At 60.0% G+C, this 18991-nt stretch carries 13 protein-coding genes and 2 pseudogenes; 10 read left to right on the top strand and 5 right to left on the bottom strand.

Annotated features, from left to right (window positions below):
- From malF to yejK, 3 genes and pseudogenes are all read right to left on the bottom strand, one after another.
- Positions 1 to 509: pseudogene (gene malF / locus G113_RS11175) on the bottom strand (maltose ABC transporter permease MalF); the annotation flags it as partial.
- Between the two features lie 66 nt (positions 510 to 575).
- The gene (malE, locus tag G113_RS11170; protein WP_005901626.1) at positions 576 to 1757 is read right to left on the bottom strand and encodes a maltose/maltodextrin ABC transporter substrate-binding protein MalE; all 1182 of its coding nucleotides are present in this window, start codon (positions 1755 to 1757) and stop codon (positions 576 to 578) included.
- 396 nt (positions 1758 to 2153) lie between these two features.
- Positions 2154 to 3200 (bottom strand): nucleoid-associated protein YejK, encoded by a 1047-nt coding sequence (yejK, locus tag G113_RS11165; protein WP_005901624.1) that lies wholly within the window; start codon positions 3198 to 3200, stop codon positions 2154 to 2156.
- A 73-nt stretch (positions 3201 to 3273) separates the two neighbouring features.
- Here yejK and G113_RS11160 point away from each other — a divergent pair, with 73 nt between their 5' ends.
- The 10 genes and pseudogenes from G113_RS11160 to hdfR all read left to right on the top strand — a co-directional run bounded on the left by G113_RS11160 (position 3274) and on the right by hdfR (position 16532).
- A complete protein-coding gene (locus G113_RS11160) occupies positions 3274 to 3501 on the top strand; it encodes a YejL family protein (protein WP_005901622.1) in 228 nt (75 codons plus the stop codon).
- Positions 3502 to 3544: 43 nt separating this feature from the next.
- Positions 3545 to 5395 carry a DUF3413 domain-containing protein gene (locus tag G113_RS11155; RefSeq protein WP_005901620.1) on the top strand — a complete coding sequence of 617 codons (1851 nt, stop codon included), beginning with the start codon at positions 3545 to 3547 and terminating at the stop codon, positions 5393 to 5395.
- Between the two features lie 295 nt (positions 5396 to 5690).
- A pseudogene (locus G113_RS11150) lies at positions 5691 to 7857 on the top strand (TonB-dependent hemoglobin/transferrin/lactoferrin family receptor).
- Positions 7857 to 9881, top strand: coding sequence for a prolyl oligopeptidase family serine peptidase (locus G113_RS11145; RefSeq protein WP_005901618.1), 2025 nt, complete (start codon positions 7857 to 7859; stop codon positions 9879 to 9881). Before G113_RS11150 ends, G113_RS11145 begins: the two are co-directional and overlap by 1 nt.
- A 40-nt stretch (positions 9882 to 9921) precedes the next feature.
- A complete protein-coding gene (locus G113_RS11140) occupies positions 9922 to 12333 on the top strand; it encodes a proprotein convertase P-domain-containing protein (RefSeq protein ID WP_005901616.1) in 2412 nt (803 codons plus the stop codon).
- A 52-nt stretch (positions 12334 to 12385) separates the two neighbouring features.
- The gene (locus G113_RS11135; protein ID WP_005901614.1) at positions 12386 to 13756 is read left to right on the top strand and encodes an Lcl C-terminal domain-containing protein; all 1371 of its coding nucleotides are present in this window, start codon (positions 12386 to 12388) and stop codon (positions 13754 to 13756) included.
- Positions 13753 to 14310, top strand: coding sequence for an Lcl C-terminal domain-containing protein (locus G113_RS11130; protein ID WP_005901612.1), 558 nt, complete (start codon positions 13753 to 13755; stop codon positions 14308 to 14310). Before G113_RS11135 ends, G113_RS11130 begins: the two co-directional genes overlap by 4 nt.
- A gap of 212 nt (positions 14311 to 14522) precedes the next feature.
- A complete protein-coding gene (eco, locus tag G113_RS11125; protein WP_005901610.1) occupies positions 14523 to 15005 on the top strand; it encodes a serine protease inhibitor ecotin in 483 nt (160 codons plus the stop codon).
- A 289-nt stretch (positions 15006 to 15294) separates the two neighbouring features.
- On the top strand, positions 15295 to 15657 hold the full coding sequence (gene maoP / locus G113_RS11120; RefSeq protein WP_040319148.1) for a DUF413 domain-containing protein: 363 nt from the start codon (positions 15295 to 15297) through the stop codon (positions 15655 to 15657).
- Positions 15657 to 16532 carry an HTH-type transcriptional regulator HdfR gene (gene hdfR, locus G113_RS11115; RefSeq protein WP_005901605.1) on the top strand — a complete coding sequence of 292 codons (876 nt, stop codon included), beginning with the start codon at positions 15657 to 15659 and terminating at the stop codon, positions 16530 to 16532. Before maoP ends, hdfR begins: the two co-directional genes overlap by 1 nt.
- 84 nt (positions 16533 to 16616) lie before the next feature.
- Here the strand turns inward: hdfR and tyrA are convergent, their stop codons facing one another.
- Together tyrA and G113_RS11105 are read right to left on the bottom strand one after the other, a co-directional pair.
- Entirely contained in the window at positions 16617 to 17744 is a 1128-nt protein-coding gene (gene tyrA / locus G113_RS11110) for a bifunctional chorismate mutase/prephenate dehydrogenase (protein ID WP_005901603.1), read from the bottom strand.
- A 71-nt stretch (positions 17745 to 17815) separates the two neighbouring features.
- Positions 17816 to 18889: a 3-deoxy-7-phosphoheptulonate synthase gene (locus tag G113_RS11105; RefSeq protein ID WP_005901601.1), complete on the bottom strand. Its 1074-nt coding sequence runs from the start codon at positions 18887 to 18889 to the stop codon at positions 17816 to 17818.
- Positions 18890 to 18991 lie beyond the last annotated feature (102 nt).

Below are 18991 nucleotides of genomic sequence, written 5' to 3'. Positions count from 1 at the left end.
GTGCCTTGACCCACGGCCAGGTTACGCGCCTTGTTGTCCATCAGCGCCAGCTGCGGGCTGACAAAATGGTGGCCATCCTGGGTGAGCAGCAGCTGATACTGGTTGTTCTCGCCCTTGAGCAGCGTGAAATCAAACTCGCCACCGGCGACCTTGTAACTCTTCTTGAGATGGTAATTACGCGCCTGCTCGACCGAGAGCAGGTTCGCGCCTGAATAGTTGGTAAACGCTATCCCTATGGTGTAGGCCAGGGGGAAGATGATGAAGACCACCATGCCAGCGACACCCGGAAAGATGTAGCGGTGTGCATAAGTCTTTTTGTTCATGAAGACGTAGAGGCCAACGGAGACCACCAGCAGATCGAGCAGGGCAAACACCCACTCGCCACTGGCATACATCATCACGGCCGCATAGCCGTTGAGAACGGCAATCAGCGCCGCCATGGTCCACTTAAGCCAGGTGTGCTTGTCATTGGGACCGGCATAGGATTCGAGAGAAGGTACAACTTCCATGCCAATTAACCTTATTGCGCCAAGGAGAGAAGAGGTGGGAGGCCCGAAGACCTCCCTGGTACATGCTTACTGAACGATACGCTTGGCAGCGGTATCCAGGGCTTCATCAACGCCCTGACGACCGGAAGTCACGTTCTTGAGGGCAGTTTCAAAGGAAGACCAGAAACGGCTCATCTCGGGCACGGACGGCATAGGCTCACCATTTTGGGCGTTCATCATGGTGGCTTTGATGTTGGCATCAGACTCCAGGGTCTTCTGGAAAGACTTGAGTGCGACGGCGCCAAGGGGCTTGTCAGCATTCACTGAGGCCAGACCCTTGTCGGTCAGCAGGTAGTTCTCCAGGAACTCGACGGCCAGGTCCTTGTTCGGGCTGGCGGCGTTGATAGTGGCACCCAATACGCCAACAAACGCCTTGGCCGGCTTGCCGTTCAGGGTTGGCAGCGGCGCGACGCCGTACTTGATGCCGCTCTTGTCCAGGTTGCTCCAGGCCCAGGGACCATTGATCATCATGGCCACTTCACCCTTGTTGAATTTCGCATCCATGACGCCATAATCGATGCCCTTCTCCAGGTGACCGGACTTGATCATGTCGGCGATGTAGCCCACGCCCGCCTTGGCACCCGCGTTGGCCACGCCGGTATCCTTGACGTCATAACCGGTCGCAGTTTTCTTGAAGGCATAACCACCATTTGCGGCCACCAGCGGGTAGCTGAAATAGGGGGTGTCATAGGCCCACATGATGGCGCGCTTGCCATCCTTCTTGAGTGCCTCGTCGATCTTGGCGATCTCTTCGAAGGTCTTGGGCGGCTCTGGCAGCAGGTCTTTGTTATAGATCAGGCTCACGGCTTCGACAGCAACCGGATAGCCGTAGGTCTTGCCATCAACGGACATGGCATCCCAGGCGAACTGTTCGAACTTGGCTTTCTCATCGGCATTCGGGGTCACGGGCACCAGCAGGCCGGACTTGACCCACTCGCCGTAGCGGTCATGGGCCCACAAGAAGATGTCCGGACCGTTGCCGGTCGCTGCCGCTTGCTGGAATTTCACCTCGACCTGATCCGGGTGAGCCACTGTCACCTTGATGCCGGTTTCGGCTTCAAATTTCTTACCCACTTCGGCCAGACCGTTATATCCCTTGTCACCGTTGATCCAGATAGTCAGCTGACCCTCGTCAATGGCGGCGGTGGCAGAGCAAGCCACACCCAGGGTAGCCAAACCGATCAGAGAGGAGAGTAATGTCTTTTTCATGAGCCTTTCCTTGTTGTTGTTCCGCGCTGCAAGAGCATTGTGTGCGAGATGAATATTATCCCAAGCCTCAGCTACCTCACATGACGCAACTCGCATTTTTGAAATGCAATTACGTATTTCCTTCCGGAAAGTTCTGAAAACATTTTCTTGTTTCAGGGGGTTATCGCATTTTATGGCCATTATTTCTGACCAATGGAGAAATTAAGTTACCTCACTGAAACATAATTACATAAATGAAAGGGTTTTCACCTACCTGAAAACCCTTTCATCGTTGCTTCATTGTTTAATTTGCTAACTAAAGCACTTGACCAGTTTCTTGCTTCCCCCTCCCCCCAAATAAAAAGGCACCGCAGCGAACGGCGGTGCCTTTTTACCAAAAATCCGGGATGGATCACATTATGAAGAGCGGGTCAGCTGATCCTTCAGATTGGGCGGCACGCCTCTGATGGTCAGGGTGTCGGTCTGGGGATCATAGAAGACCCGGCTGCCCAGCAGCTTCTGTTCAAAACTCAAGGTCAAACCGCCACCGGATCCCACAAACTTGGTCAGACCGCGCAAGGTGGATCTGTCCGCCGGGAAGCGATCTTCCAACTCATATTCCTTGCCAATAAAACTATAGAAATCGAGGTCGTTATCCCCCGGTAATTCCGCCGACAGCTCGCGAATTTCTATCTCTTCCCCGGCACTGGCCTGCTCGGTGCAATATTTGAAGACCTGTTTCTTGTAGTCGTTACGCTCTTGCGGTTCAAGCTGTTGAGTGGCGCAATAATCTTCTACCGCCTGCAATAGGCCTTTATTTTGCAGCTTGGCATCCATGCCCTCACGGGCCCCCAATAAATCGAGGAAGAAATCCCCCAATTTTCGGCCAACCCGGCCCTTGCTGAAGGTGATATATCGGCGCGACTCGGGTTGAGTCTTCCATTCGGTCAGATCAATGCGCGCCACCAGATTGAGTTTGCCGATATCCAGATACTGAATATGGCTGAGCTCGAGCGCCTCGCTCACCGTCACGCTCTCCTTGCCCTCCAGCAGGGCAACCAGCAGATAGTCGACCCCCACATAGTTGTATTTGGCAAACAGCAATACCCCTTGCTCATCCAGGGCATGGTCGACCAGAGTCTTGACCAGTTGCTGGGTCATCGAGACCGAGAAGGGAACGAAGTCGCTCTGTCCGGCGAGCAGTTGCTCGAGGGCGATGCGAAACAGCGGAGACGCCGGTTTGGGAGCATCATCGCCCTCGGCCGCGTCTGCACTCTCCTCGCCATCGGCGAAGTAACCAAATCCTTTGCCGCCTTTGCCGTTGTAAATGCGATGAAGCTCCGCCATCAGCCCCTGAACGGCCTCGTCGGGGGTCAGGGTCTGGCTGCGGGTATCGGCCTGAGGCTGACCGTCGCTGCCGCTGCGCAGGGAGTGAAGAATGATCTTGTCGATATCGAGACTCATGTCACAAAGCCATAGTGTTAGCCGAAAGGGTGGAGTATTATAAGTCGCTTTGAACTGAGATGAACTGAAGATTATGCCCATCGTATCAAAGTACAATAACGAGCAGTTTGACGCCCTGATGAACGACCTGATCACCGCCCTGGAAAAACACAAGGCGCCGGTGGATCTCAGTCTGATGGTGCTTGGCAACCTCACGACCAATATCATCAATGGTATGGCTCCGGCCCAGCGCCAGGCAATCACCGAAAAATACATCCAGGCGCTCACTGCCTCGGTGGATCATCGTCGCGATGCTCACTGAGTTTCTCCGCATTCTTTGATGTTTTTCAAGTAGATGGATCATTATGGTCGAAACCGGCAACCCCTATCGTGATAACGTTTCCCGCCTGATCACCTGGGGGCATTGGTTCTCCTTCTTCAATATCATTCTGGCCATGCTGATCGCGACCCGTTATCTGGGTGCCATCAGCTGGCCATCGACCACCCTCGGGATCGTCTATCTCATCATCAGCTGGATAGGCCACTTCTCCTTCCTGAGTTTCGTCACCTATCTGTTGACCATATTCCCCTTAAGCTTCGTGCTTCCCAAAGAGAAGCCGCTGCGCTTCGTCTCGGCCATAGTGGCTACCCTGGCGCTGGTGCTCTTGCTCATCGACACTCAGGTGTTCCGGCTGTTCAAGTTCCACCTCAACGGCCAGGTGTGGCAACTGCTTCTGGAACAGGCCCAGACCGAAGAGGGCTCTATCTGGAGCATCATCTTCGTGGCGGTGCCCACCATCTTCCTGCTGCAACTGCTGCTGTCAGCCTATGTGTGGCGCAAGATCAACAAGCGCAAGCGTCGTCAATACGGCAACCACGTGGGGCTGGCACTGCTCGGCTGCTTCATTCTGACTCATGTGGTCAACAGCTGGGCCGATGCGACCTTGTATCAACCCATCACCATGCAAAAAGCCAACTTCCCGCTCTCCTACCCCATGACAGCCAAAAGCTTCCTGGCCAAGCATGGCTGGCTGGATCTGGATCAGTACGAGAAAGAGGCCCAGTCCCAGGGCATAGATGGCGAGAGCCGGCTGCGCTATCCGCTGCGTCCGCTCAGCGTCAACGCGCCCAGTCGTCACCAGAATCTGCTGATCGTGGTGGTGGACTCATTGCGCTATGACATGCTCAACAACATCAACATGCCAACGCTGCAACGCTATGCGGATCAGCACCTCAATTTCCGCCATCACTTGAGCGGTGGCAACGACGACGCTATGGGCATGTTCAGCCTGTTTTATGGCCTGCCCGGTCACTACTACAACGACATTCTCCTCGACAAGACACCGCCGGTTCTGCTGGATGAGATGCTGCGCCAGGACTATGAATTCGGCCTGTTTGGCGCCCTTGATGATGCTGAAAAGTATCGCCGGAGCATACTCGCCGGCCTGCGCAAGCAAGTGTTTGTCTCGCGCCAGCAGGATGATGGCAAGCTGATTGCCGACTGGCAACAGTGGCTGGGCCAGCGTCCGACCGACCGGCCCTGGTTCTCGTTTGTCTATCTATCCAGCCCGGGTGCCTATCAGCTGCCCGCCGAGATCAAGGGCCCCTTCCAGCCCGAGCTGACCAAGTTCAACCCGGCCACCGCCTATCGCGCCGAGAACCGTCAGAAGCTGGAAAATCGTTACAAAAATGCGGTCTTCTATACCGATCAACTGCTAGAGCAGATGCTGGATGAGTTGCAGCAAAAAGGGCTCAGCGATGACACCATAGTGGTGATCACCGCCAACCATGGTCAGGAGTTCAACGATACGGATCGCAACAGCTGGGGCTCGGGAAGCAACTATTCCCGCTACCAGGTACAGGTTCCGCTGGTGCTGGCCTGGCCGGGCAAATCGGCTGCCGAGATAAACACCGGCACCAGCCACATGGATCTGGTACCAACCCTGATGCCCAGCATGCTGGGGGTCGCCAATGGTAGCCGGGACTACAGCAGTGGCCGCAACCTGTTCGATCCTGGCCAGCGCAATTGGCTGCTGGCGGGCGATCAGCAGAACTTTGCCATCTATCAGGACAAGACCATTACCCAGTTCAACCGGCAGGGGGATTTCGAACTCCGTGACTGGGACAGCTACCGCCACATCAAGCATGCCACCCCGGACATGGGCGCCATGATCCAGGTGATGAACGAGCTGAACCGCTTCTACCGCGCCCCCTGAGAACCCGCCTCATCGACAGTGCCCGCCTCATGGCGGGCACTGTCGTCTTTGAGCGGAATCGAACCAGGCCCCGCAAGTCCCCCCCTCTCATCTCCCCGGCATGCCTCACACGTCATCGCGATGACCGTCTGACCTCCTCAGCCAGCACTATCAATCGCCATTGAATTACTGTCATAAACATCAATAATATCAGCCAACTGAAATCTAAGTGATAATTATTATCAATTGTTGATCTGCCCTAATGAGTCTGCAATAATCCGCGCCCTTCAGGCTCAAATAAAAATCATTATCAACAATGAAAGCACCACTGCACTACTGGCCCATGCTGCTGTCCGGCACAGCCCTGGCCGCCAGCGATCCGGCCAGGGTCGACTCGACAGACATCAATCCCTCCCTCAAGGCGCGCGAGACCATAGTGGTCAAGGGCCAGCGGGTTGAACAAAAATTATCCGATGTCTCGGGCTCCATCACCATCATCACTGAGGAGGATCTGGATCGCCAGGTCGCCACCGAACTGACCGATGTGTTCAAGAATGAGCCCGGCGTCTCGGTGACAGGTTCGGCCGGGCGACCGCAAAACATCATCATCCGCGGCATGGGTGGCAACAGGGTGCTGATCATCAAGGATGGCGTGCGGGTCAGCGATGGTTTCGGTGCCGACGACCTCAATGACAAGGTCGGCCGCTTCAGCTTCGACCTCGATGACGTCAAACAGATCGAAGTGGCCAAGGGGGCGGGCTCTTCCCTGCACGGCTCCGATGCCATAGGTGGCACCATCGTCATCAGCACCAAGCAACCGGAAGACTACCTGCAGGGCCAGGATGCCTATCTGAGCAGCAAGATCCTGCACGATGGCAGCAGCGCCAAACAGAAACTGAGTGCCACAGGCGCCGCTCGTCTGCTGGACACAGAACATCTGCTGCGCCTCTCCGGCTGGCAGGGACACGAGACGGCCAACTATGACGAGAGCCGCATCCCGGCCGATCTGGACGGCCTCAGCGCCTCCACCAGTTCCCGCTTCGAGCTCAATGAGCATCATCTGCTGCGCCTCGAACTCGACTACTTCGAAGACAATGCCCGGCGGGATCAAGGGCCACGTGAAGTGCCCCAGCCCGATGGCAAATGGCAGGTACGCCAATACCGCGAAGATGGATCGCAAAAGACCCAGGGCGGCAAGCTGAGCTGGGAGGCGAGCCGTCTCGACAACCTGCTGGCGGATCAGTTCACCTGGAGCCTGTATGGCAATCACTCCAAGAACAGCGCCAACAAGCGCAGCCTGCTGCAAAACGACCTGCTGAGCGGTTACCCGCGCTATCGCAGCGAGCGGGAGCTGGCCACCTTCATCGAAGAGAGAGTCGGCAGCGAGCTGGATATTCGCCGCGATCTGAGCACTGGCGCCTTCGACCACAAGCTGAGTTACGGCATGGAGCTGGAGCGCACCAACCACGAGCGCCCGGTGGACAAGTTGAGTCTGGAAGAGGGGGTCAACCAGCCTCGACAGTCGGCCCCCTTTAGCCGGGCGCGCACCGACCGAGCCGGAGTCTGGCTGGGGGACGTGGCGACCCTGGGCAGGTGGCAGTTCACCCCCGACCCTGCGCATGGATCACCAGTGGCTGGCGCCGATCGATGGCAGCCATGGCGAAAACCACAGCTGGCATATCTCCCCGAGCCTGGCTACCAGCTACCGCTTCAATGACCAGTGGCGCAGTTGGCTCAGCTACGCCAACGGCTTCCGCGCCCCCTCCTACGACAAGGTGTATGGCAATATCCCCCACTATTTTGCCCTGCCGCCGTTCGAGATCATCGCCAATACCGAGCTGCAGGAAGAGACCAGCCATAGCTTCGAGTGGGGCCTGGGTGGCGAGGGAGAGAACTGGCACATCAAACCGGCGATCTTCTACAACCGCTACTACAACTTCATCGACTGGCGGGAAGTGGGACTGCGGATAAGTGACGGGGTCATCTTGCGTCAGTATCGCAACGTGGCCAAAGCCGAGACCTGGGGCGCCGAAGTCGCCGCCAGCTACTGGCTGACCCCGCAATGGGAACTCGCCACCAAGCTCGGTTGGGTGGATGGGGAAGATAGCGAAGGTGAAGCGCTGCGCACCCTCACGCCACTGGAGGGCAATACTCGCCTCAGCTATCAGGCCAACGATTGGAGTCTGGGCCTGCAGGCAGACTACGCCGCCGCCATGAACCGGGTGCCCAGCTGCGGCAACAGTCTGACGGGCAGCCAGGGTGACTGCCTCAAAAGCACAGGCTGGTTCAGCTTAGCCATGACCGCCGACTGGCTGATCACCGACGCCCTCAAGGTCAACCTCAAGCTGGATAACCTGTTCGACACCCGTTACACCCGCTATCAAGATGTGGCCGGGCTGGAAGCTGGCAGCAATACAGACCTCTTTACCCAGACGGGTCGCTCCCTGAGCGCCAGCCTGCGCTACACCTTCGTGGGGCTCTGATGCACGGTCTCCTCATACTGGCCACCCTCCTGGCCACTCCTGCGGCGCAGGCTGTCGACCCCGCGCCGACCATAGCCCGGCGCCCCCTGCTGATGAAGGGCGAGATAGCCCGGATCGATCCCTATGGCGGCTGGCGTGACGACGGCCGCAGCTCACCCGAACTGCTGGCGTTGCTGCGCCAGCAGAATCGCTGGACCGAGCAGCAGCTCAGCGGCCAGCAAGGGCTGACACAACAACTGCTGGCCGAGTGGCAAACCCGGACACGCGGTGAGCCCATGCCGGCCGAATGGCTGAGCCTGGCTGGCAGCCAGTGGCGGATGGAAGCGGACGGCAGCCTGTGGCAACGCAGTGATGAACAGGCCACGGCACGACAACGGCTGGCCCCGCGTCAACCAAGCAGCGGCTACTATGAGCTCGCCAACTGGTCACTGCACCCCGATGGTCGCTGGCTGGCGCTGGCCGAAGACAGCCTGGGCTCCCGGGACTACCGCATTACGCTGCTGGATCTGGCAAGCGGCAAAACGCTCACCACCCTGACTCACCGCGCCAGCGATCTGCTTTGGAGCCTGGATGGCCGCACCCTCTATACCCTGGCCAACGAGCGCCATACTCTGCGTCCCTGGCAACTCTGGGCCTGGCAGGGGGACAAGGAACAGCTGATCCATCAGGAGGCCGACCCCGCCTGGCTGCTCAGCCTCTATCGCACCACAGACCAGCGCCACCTCATCTTGCAGAGCAACAACCACGACAGCTCGGAGCAATACCTGCTGGATGGTGGCAGCGCCGCCCTGCTCAAGGCCCGCCAACCCGGTGTCGAGTACTACCTCGATACGCAAGGGGAGCGGGTACTGCTCAAGAGCAACCTCGAGGGCGAACTCGGCCTGTATCAAGCAGCCAGCCTGGCCAAGGTGGGTCAAGGGGCGTGGCAACGGCGCTGGCAGGGCCGGGGCCGCACCCTCGAGAAGTGGCGTCTGTTTGCCAACTACACAGTGCTGCAATATCGCAAGGCGGGCGATGACTGGCTCGATGTACTCGATGCGAACGGCGAACTTCGCCATAGCCTGCCGCTCACGGAAGGGGCGGGCACGGCCTGGATCCAGGGCGCTCATGATCCGGCCAGCCAGCACGTGTTGATCCGCCGCCAGGGCATGGCCGAGGCCCCGCACCAGCGCTGGCTGGATCTCGATTCAGGGCAATGGCTGAATGATGGTGCCCAGGCCAGCACTACCCCCTATCGGAGCGAGCGGCGCTGGGTGCTGGGCAAAGATGGCGCCCGGATACCCGTCTCCCTGGTGTGGCGCACAGGCATCGACACCCCCAAGGCGCTGCTGCTCTACGGCTATGGCGCTTATGGCACCCCCATGCGCCCCTACTACCAGCCCCAGGTACTGAGCCTGATCGATCGCGGCGTCGTCTACGCCATCGCCCATGTGCGTGGCGGCGGCCTGCTGGGAGATACCTGGTATCAAGATGGCCGTGGCCAACAAAAGCAGCGCAGCGTGGATGACTTCCTGGCGGTGGCTGATGCCCTGGCCCGGGATCCCGCCATCGATCCCGCCCGCCTGTTCGCCATGGGGGGCAGTGCCGGTGGCCTGCTGGTGGCGGCGGCGCTCAATCAGGCGCCAGCCCGCTTCGCCGGCGCCGTGCTGCAAGTCCCCTTCGTCGACCTGCTCGGCACAATGAACGATCCCGGATTGCCCCTCACCCGCCAGGAGTATGGGGAGTGGGGCAATCCGGCCAAGGCCGCCGACTACGCCGCCATGCGCAGGCTAAGCCCCTATGACAACCTGCACGTCGCCCCCTACCCGCCCCTCTATGTCACGGCCGGACTCCATGACAGCCAGGTACCTTATTGGGAGCCGCTGAAGTGGATGGCTCGGCTGCGGGAGCACAGCACTGGCGCAGGCCCCTATCTGTTGAGTACCGAGCTTGAGGGAGGACATCTCGCCACGCCGCGCACGGCCCAGCAGAAAGCGGCCCGTGAATATGCCTTCCTGCTCAGCCTGGCCGGGGTCACCCGCTGATGCCATGCCTCACTCTTTCCATTCTGCTCTGGAGTCATTTATGAAACCCTCTTCCCTGGCCCTCTGGCTGGCGGCAACCCTGCTCTCCCAGCCCCTCTGCGCGGCCGAGCTGCAGTTTGTCGATGAAGCGCCACTGATCATCACGCCGCAAGCCTGGCTGGAGGCTCGCCTCGGTGTGACCCTTGCCCCCGACTACGACAGGGCCAGCCTGCTCGGCCATCACCATAGCTTCCACATGCTGGTCAACGGCCTGCCGGTGGCCACCACCCAGGCCGCCGTCAGCATCGACTCGGCCGGCAAACCTTGGCGCCTCTACCACAATCTGCGCCCCCTCGCGGCCACGCAGTCATGCGATGCCAGCGGCAATCTGGATCCCTTGCTCACCAGCCTGCGTGATGGAGGTGACAAAATTGACTCGCTCGGACCAGTCGAGGCCTGGTACTGGCGTGATGGGGAGACCCTGGTGCCAGCCCTGCGCCAACGGATACGCGAGCACAAAGATGGCAACGCCAAGGCCTCCTATGTGCAGCTGTTTGCCCGCTGCGACGGCACTGAGGAGCTCGGCCGCTGGGGCGACATGGCGACCACCACGGCGCGACAGGCAGCCGATGCCGGTGATGTCTCCGTGCAGGCCCAGGTGTTCGACCCGGATCCCCGCACCCAGTTGCAAGATGCCAGCCTGACTTGGCACGATACCCTGATGATCGCCGACGCCGCCTATCAGGACAAGGTGGCGCTGCCCGTCACCCTGCACGGCAGTGACTATCTGCTCAGCGGCCCCCACGCCCGGGTCGTCGATGCCATGGAGCCCAACACGGCCCCATATAGCGCCGACAACCAGCAAGGGTTTCGTCTGACCCGCGACAGCCTCGGTTTTGCCGACATCAACGCTTACTACCATCTGGACCTGGCCCAGCGCCACCTCAAAGGGCTCGGCTTTGCCGACCTCATCCCCGGCGCCCTCGACATCGATACCGATGCGGGCTATCAGGACAACTCCCTCTACGATCCGTTCGAACGCAGGCTGGAGCTGGGCCGCAGCGGTGTCCCCGATGCCGAGGATCCCATGGTTGTCTGGCATGAGTTTGGCCATGCGGTGCAGCATCACATAGTGCCGGATCTCGGCGATGAGGGAGACTGGGGGGCCATCGGCGAAGGCTTCAGCGACTATCTGGCCGCCAGCCATCGCCAGCGCAGCGAGGCGGGTCGCCAGTTCGAACCGGCCATGGTGTTCAACTGGGATGCCCGCTTCACCGACAGAACCCCGCGCCAGCTGGACGATCTGCGCGCCCGCTACCACCCGGATTACAACTATCCGGCTCACAGAACCATCAACGGCAGCAACGGCGATCAACTGTGGGGCACACCATTATTTCAGGCGCTGCTGGCGGCGGTAGCCGAACATGGCGAGGTGGCGCGGGACGAGTTTGACCGCCTCGTCATCGAATCCCACTTCGGGCTGGGCCCGGCCATCCGCATGCCGCAGCTGGCCCGCCTCACGGTAGACACGGCCGAGCGGCTCTATCCGGCGCGCCGCTATGGCCGCTTGCTGGAGCAGGCATTCCGCCAGCACGGTCTCTTGCTGGCACCGGTCAACATCGCACTGGCCGACGGCAGCGCCATCGAACTCGGGGAACGCCAATCCGTGGTGCTCAACATCACCAACCCCGGCAACACCCCGGTGACCCTGCACGAGCTGACGCTGGATCTGCCCAGCGGCCTGCAAGCCGCTCCCTATCAGTGGCAAGCCAGCACGCTGGCGGCGGGTGAACGCATGACCACCACCCTGAGGCTGCAGGCACAGAGCCCGCTGGCCTGCGGCGATGTGGCCACATTGTCTGCGGAGCTCAATCTGACCGGCGCCAGTCCGAGTGAGCGGCAATGGCAGCAGCCACTGAGCCTGCCCATCGGTACTCCTGTCATCGGCCGGGCCGATGGCAGGCCCCTGACGCTCAGAGATGCCATCAGCAGCCATGAGAAAGGCTTGAGCGAAACCAGTCTGATGCTGGAAAAAACCGATGCCAGGGTGAGCAGTCAGTTGCAACTGACTCTGGATCTGCAACATCAGGCTCTGGACGAACTGGAGATCTGGCTCAACTCCCCCTCGGGAACCCGTCTCCAGATCTGGGACAAGGGCTACAGCCCGCTGCCCCGCCTCAAGGGGGTCTTCCCGACCGAACTGCAATCCCTGCAACCCTTGACCCTGCTGAACGGCGAGCCGTTGGCGGGCAAGTGGACCCTGGAGCTGGTGGACAATGTGCCTGGCAAACAGGGGCGCCTGAATGGCTGGAGCATCAGCCAGCGCATCGGGGCCCAGTGTGGCAGCCCCGTTGCCCCACCAAAGGACGGCATCATCCACTTCGACACCTCGGACAGCAGCGGTGGCGGTGCCATCAACCTGCTCTGGCTGTTGCCACTCGCCCTCTGGCGCCGACGCCTGCGTCGCGGCTAAGGCAGACCCAATCAATCACAGCGAGGGGCCAAGGCCCCTCTCAGGACAAGAGATGAATCTGAAATTTACCCCGCTGGCCTGCCTGCTGGCGCCCTTGCTCACCGCCTGTGGCGCTGGCGAGTCAGACGAAACGCCCATTGCCATCCCGGCCTACACCCTGACCGTCAATCTGCCCCAGACAGGCACCCTTTGCGTCGACAGCAATCAGAACGACAGCTGCGATGCCGGTGAACTTGAGGTCAGTGGCCCCGCGGGTGCCCGTCAGCTGCAAAGTCAGGCACCCGGCCTGCTGACTAGCCCGCTGCTGTTTATTCCCGGGGATCCGGCAGCGCTTATCCTGATGCACCCCGCAGCCCGCCAAGATGGCCAGCACCTCACCCCCAGTCTGCTGAGCAGCCTGTTGCAGAGCCGCATCGCCGAGGGGACGCCGCCCCACCAGGCACTCAGCGAACTGCTGGCGGCACTGGCCCCCCTGCAACCGAACCAGGAGCTGGCCTCCTTGCATCGGCTGCAGGAGTTCAACCTGGCACTCGGGGAGTTGATCATGGCCGTACTCACCCAAAACGGCGCAGTGCCAGCTCCACCTGCCGCCTCGAGCCAGACCAGGGTGTGGCCCGGGCTCTTCATCCTGCTGCCCGAGCTGAGCCGCCACTTTGCCAATGGTGGCGATCTGCTTGACCTGCAGGCCAGGCTCGAAGCCATCTTGCTGCAGCAGCAACCCCGGGCGCTGGTCACGGCCAGCGGTGTCTCGACCTACAGTGACGGCACCGACTATCTGCTCACTGATGAGCCTGCCGATCACCCGGGTCAGGATGCCAGCCTCAAACAGCAACCGCTGCGTTATCGCAAGCTCGACAGCCAGGGCCAGCCCTTGCCAGACAACGCCTCCCAGTGGGATTGCGTGGAAGATCTCAATACCGGCCTCATCTGGGAGAAAAAACTGGATGATGCCAGCAGTCCCCGCGACCTGCACCGGGTCTTCGCCTGGGAGTTTGGCCCTTATCGTCCGACACAAGATGAGCTGGACTACGCCTGTCCGAACAGTGAGGCCATCTGCACGACGCAGCAGTACCGCCAATGGCTCAACCAGCAACAGTTGTGCGGTATCGGCCACTGGCGCCTGCCCCATGCCCAGGAGTTGATGAGTCTGCAGCACTACGGCTCACTCCATCAGCAAGGCGGGCAAACAGCCACCCTCGATGTCCGCTACTTCCCCGATCTCGGGGCAGGAGCCAATGGCTTTGACGGTTACTACTGGAGCCAGACGCTGACGCCATCCCGCCGCCTCGAGAGCGTCCCTCTTGCCGTCATCACGCCCATCTTCTGGGGGAGCGATGCCGGTACCGACTACCCGACTGCCGTACAGACCCCCTCCGATGTCAACGCCCTGCAACTGCGCCTTGTCGGCGAGGTAACCCGATGAAAAAACAGATATTGACTCTGCTGCTCACCCTTGGCTGCACCAACGCCATGGCCGCCGCCATCTGCGATGACAACATGCCCAGAACCAGCCCGACCTCCCGCTTTGCCGATCATGGCGATGGTACAGTGACGGATCGCACCACGGGCCTGACCTGGATGCGTTGCCAGTTGGGACAAACCTGGCAGAACCAGAGCTGCAGCGGCGAGCCGACTCGTCTCTACTGGCAGCAGGCGCTGCTGACCGCAGAGCGGATCCGCACCGAATCCAGCCATGGACTGCATGGCTTTGGTGGCCATCAGGACTGGCGCCTGCCCACCATCAAGGAGCTGACCAGCCTGCTGGAGTCCGCCTGCTACAAACCGGCACTGAACGAAACCATATTTCCCCGTGCCATGGCGGGCGAAGGGAAAGAGGTCAACGACGGCTATGTCTATCTCTGGTCTTCGACCCCTTTCCCGGCGGACAAGAGTGTCGCCTATATGGAGATAACCAGTGGGGCCGTCGGCATGCATGCCCCAAGATCCGGGACCAAACAACTCTTGCTGGTTCGCTGAGCCTGCGGGTCTGGCTGACAACGGATGCTATGCGATCTGTTGTCGGCCAGCAGCTCTCAACCAAACAGTACAGTGATTGCACGTACTGTCAGTAAAATAACCAAATCACGTCATTGTGTGGCCGGACAGGCTGGATTTGCGTGGCAGAGCGCTGGTATGAAGACGGTGAAGCGGTTAGTCTAGCCACGATAGATCAATCCCATGAGGTACAGATGAAAACCGTATTGCGTTTTAGCCTGCTGGGCGCCTTCTTGCTGAGCGGGCATGCCTTCGCCGCCGAACCGAAAAAATTTGATATCAGCATGTTCCCGGCCGCCGAAATAAACCAGGAACGTGTGGTTGTCCGCCTGCCGGAAGTCGAGAATGAAGCCGACATGATGGTCGAGCTGCAAGTCGGCAAAAAGATGCTGGTCGATTGCAATGTGCCGCGCTTCGCCGGCAACCTCGAACAGCACAGCGTCAAGGGATGGGGCTACAACTACCTGACCCTGGGCAAGGTCTCCGACCCCATCAGCACCCTGATGGCCTGCCCGGAAGGCCAGAAGAAAGAGAGCTTCATCCAGATTTATGGCCAAGGCTTCTTCGTGAACTACAACTCCAAGCTGCCCTTCGTCATCTATATACCCCAGGAGTACGAGGTGCGCTACCGCTTGTGGCGTGCCGATGCCCAGGCGCAACCGGCCATGATTGAATGATATTGGGCAGCCAGTTTGGCTCTCGGAACTGAACCACAAGGGCGCCACTGTGCGCCCTTTTCCTTGCCAAAAATGGGCAAGAAAAATGACAAACGGATGACGTCTTGCGTCATAAGTCCGTTATTTTCTTCACTTTTTGATCAAGTTACCCCGACAACTATCACCAAAGACGGGGGTAAAAAGTTCAATAAGATATTTTTATCAAGATAGTGAGAAAATTGATTTTGCACTATTTAAAAGCCTGATGATACTTGCCCGCAAAGGTCAAACTAACCAGAACAAGAGCACTATGAGCTTCGAATCAGACAAGCGTTTCAACGACTTCAAACATTTTCCCCGTGGCCTGCGTCGCAGTGGTGAATTCACCGTCGCCGAAGCAGACAGTCTGGAAAAATACGGTACCAGCATGCTGGCCATCTACCAGGGCAACCTGGCGCCGCGCGACGAGGTAGAGACCGCCTTCGCCGAGCAACTCAAGGCGGGTGAGCCCGGTAGCAACCCTCACGCCAAGGTATGGTTCAAGTATCTCAAAGTCATAGGCCCGAAGCGGGTTCATCGCCTCTGCACCGTCGCCGGTGGCGCCAGTGACGAGGCTGCTGGCAGCTTCGGCGGAAGTGGCGGCATGGGTGGCGGTGACGAGTCCCTCGACTGATGGATACCGAACTGCTACGTACCTTCATCGAAGTCAGCAAGACCCGTCACTTTGGCCGCGCCGCCGAGAATCTCTATCTGACCCAGTCGGCGGTGAGCTTTCGCATCCGCCAACTCGAGCAGCAACTCGGGGTCAGTCTGTTTGCCCGTCATCGCAACAACATCAGACTGACCGCCTCGGGCGAGCGGTTGCTGCCCTATGCCGACGCCATTCTGCACACCTTGGGCCGTGCCAAGCAGGATGTGGCCCTCTCCCCGGGTTTCAGCCAGCAGCTCGCCATAGGGGCCCCCCCCGTGTTCTGGGAACTGGACTTCAATGACTGGCTCAATCATGTCTACGCCCTGGCGCCCGGTCTGGCGGTAAGGCTCGAGACCGCCTCCCGCGAGCACCTTTGCCGCCAATTGCTGGAGCGCTCCCTCGACTTGGCGCTGCTCTCCGAGCCGACCAAGATTGACGAGATAGCCCTGCACCCCATCGGTGAGCTGGTGTTCGAGCTGGTGAGCCGGGACCCGGCCGCCAATGCTGACAACCTGATGCAGATGCCGCACATTCATCTCGATTGGGGCACCAGCTTCGAGCCGCAGCCCAGTCGGTTGCAGAGCCTGCAAAAAACCCCTGTGCTCCACTCGAGTTCCGCCAGCATGGCACTGCAGTTCGTGCTCGCAAACGGCGGGGCCGCCTACCTGCCGCGGCGCATGGTGACCCCTTTCCTGGAACAGGGACGTCTGCATCCGGTGGAGGGAGGCCAGCCCCTGCGCCGCCCGCTCTATCTCGCCTATCTGGAAAAATCCGAGCGCCGGGAGCTGATCGATGCGCTGCTCACCCTGCCCCTGGGCTGGGACGGTGCAGAACTCTATTTGCCGACGGCTGACTGAGCCATGGTGCTGTCATCACGCCATAAAAAAGGGGCCCGAGGGCCCCTTTTGCTATCCATGTTAGCGCTCCAATCTTGAGCCGCTTTAGCCATAGTGACGCCTGTCGTTGGCCTGAGCCAGCAGCAGACGACTCTCTTTCAGGAACTGGTCGGCGTGGGGGCCGAAGAAGCTGGAGACCTGACGAAACGCGGCAATAAAGCCCGCCCTGTCCCCTTGCTCAAGCAGGCGCAACACCTCTCCGAAACGTTCGAAGTAACGGCGCACCATGGCCAGATTCTGGGGGGAAGAGAGGATGATGTCGGCGTAAAGCTCGGGATCCTGAGCAAACAGCCGCCCCACCATGGCCAACTCCAGCCGGTAGATAGGCGAGCTAAGTGCCAGCAGTTGCTCCAGATCCGCCTCCTCCTGGGAGAGGTGCCATCCATAAGCGAAGGTGGCAAAGTGGCGCAGCGCCTGAATGAGGGTCATGGCCTCGTCATGGGCCTTGGCCTCCACCTGCTGCAGGCGGGCACCCCAGATGGTCATCTGATCCAGCAGCCACTGGCTCTGTTCGGGCAACCGCCCCTGACAGCAGACGATCACCTGCTTGGCAAAGCTGGCCACATCCGGACCGAACATGGGGTGCAGCCCCAAAACAGGCCCTTGGTGCACCGCCAGCATGTGCTCGAGCGGCGCTGACTTTACGCTGGTCACGTCCACCAGCAGGCAGTCGGCTGGCAGCTTGCCGAGCCGGTCGATGACTTGGCAAGTGATGTCGATGGGCACGGCCACCATCACCAGACCCGCACCAGCCAGGATATCGTCGGCCCGTGGCCAATCCCCTTGTTCCAAGGTTTCGACGCGGTAGCCCGAGAGCCCGAACATATGGCCAAACAGGCGGCCAAGTTGCCCCTCGCCCCCTATGATGACCACCTTGCCAAGCGCCGGATTGATGCACTTGAAGCCAGTGTCTTTCTCGCTGGCATAAGATTCGCGCATCACGCGGCGCAGCACGTCTTCAATCAGATCGCCGGGCACCCCCAGCAGTTCGGCCTCGACCCGGCGACGGGCCAGCATGCTCGCCTCCCTGTCCGGCGCATAGATAGGCAGGCCATGGCGGCTCTTCACTTCACCCACTTCACCCACCAGGACCAGACGCTGGGCCAGCAGATCGAGCAGTTGGCGATCGACGACATCTATCTTGTCCCTGAGGGCGTTCAACTCTTGTGCCATGACATCTTCCTGACGGCGTCGCCGGATGCGACGCCCTATTATTCAACATTTTCACACACAGACTCAATGAGTTAGCCCTGTGCGCGCACCTTGAGCGGGGCCGCCAGCTGCTCATGGCAGCGGGTCAGCAGCTCGGCCGTGGTCTCCCAGTTGATGCAGGCATCGGTAATGGAGACGCCGTAGCGCATCTCGGACTTGGGTTGCTCGCTGGACTGGTTGCCTTCGTTGATATGGGATTCGAGCATCACGCCTATGATGGAGCGGTTGCCCTCCTGGATCTGGTGGATGACGTTGTCGGCCACCTTGGGCTGCAACCTGTGATCCTTGCTGGAGTTGCCATGGCTGCAATCGACCACCAGACCCGGCAGCAGGCCGGCCTTCTCCAGCGCCTCTTCCGCCAGAGAGACATTGACTGAGTCGTAGTTGGGGTGCTTGCCACCGCGCAGGATCACGTGACCGTCCGGGTTGCCCTGGGTCTGCAACAGCGCGACCTGGCCCTGCTGGTTGATCCCCATGAAGGCGTGGGGGCTGGAGGCCGCCTGCAGGGCATTGATGGCGGTGCCGAGGTTACCGTCTGTGCCGTTCTTGAAGCCGACCGGCATGGAGAGGCCGGAAGCCATCTCCCTGTGGGTCTGGGATTCGGTGGTACGGGCGCCGATGGCCGACCAGGAGAAGAGCTCGGCCAGGTATTGCGGGCTGATGGGATCGAGCGCCTCGGTCGCGAGCGGCAACTCCAGCTCGGCCAGCCAGCAGAGCAGTTCCCGGGCCCGGTGCAGTCCCAGCTCGACGTCAAAGGTACCGTCCAGGTCTGGATCGTTGATAAAGCCCTTCCAGCCGACTGTGGTACGGGGCTTCTCGAAGTAGACCCGCATCACTATGTAGAGAGAATCTTGATAGGCATCATGCAGCGCTTTGAGTCGGGTTGCGTACTCTTTGGCGGCGTCCATGTCATGAATGGAGCAGGGTCCACAGATCACCAGCAGCCGGTGATCCCGACGGTGAATGATGTCGGCTATGGTATTGCGTGCCCCTTGCACGAAGGCCAGGGCCTGCTCGGAGATGGGCAGTCGCTCCTTGAGCTGGGCCGGGGTGATCATGACCTGTTCGGACTGGATGTGGATGTTGTTCAGGGGATCTCTGTGCATGATGTCATTCTCGCTACTGTCTAAGCCAAAAGGGGTGTGTATTTAAATGTTTACACAAGTTCACCCTTTGTTACGCAACCGCCCCCACCTTACCAAGGAAAA

The sequence above is a fragment of the Aeromonas molluscorum 848 genome (assembly GCF_000388115.1).
Taxonomy (GTDB): domain Bacteria; phylum Pseudomonadota; class Gammaproteobacteria; order Enterobacterales; family Aeromonadaceae; genus Aeromonas; species Aeromonas molluscorum.
The sequence above is the reverse complement of the archived record's forward strand: the minus strand, read 5'-3'. Positions and strand labels throughout refer to the sequence as shown.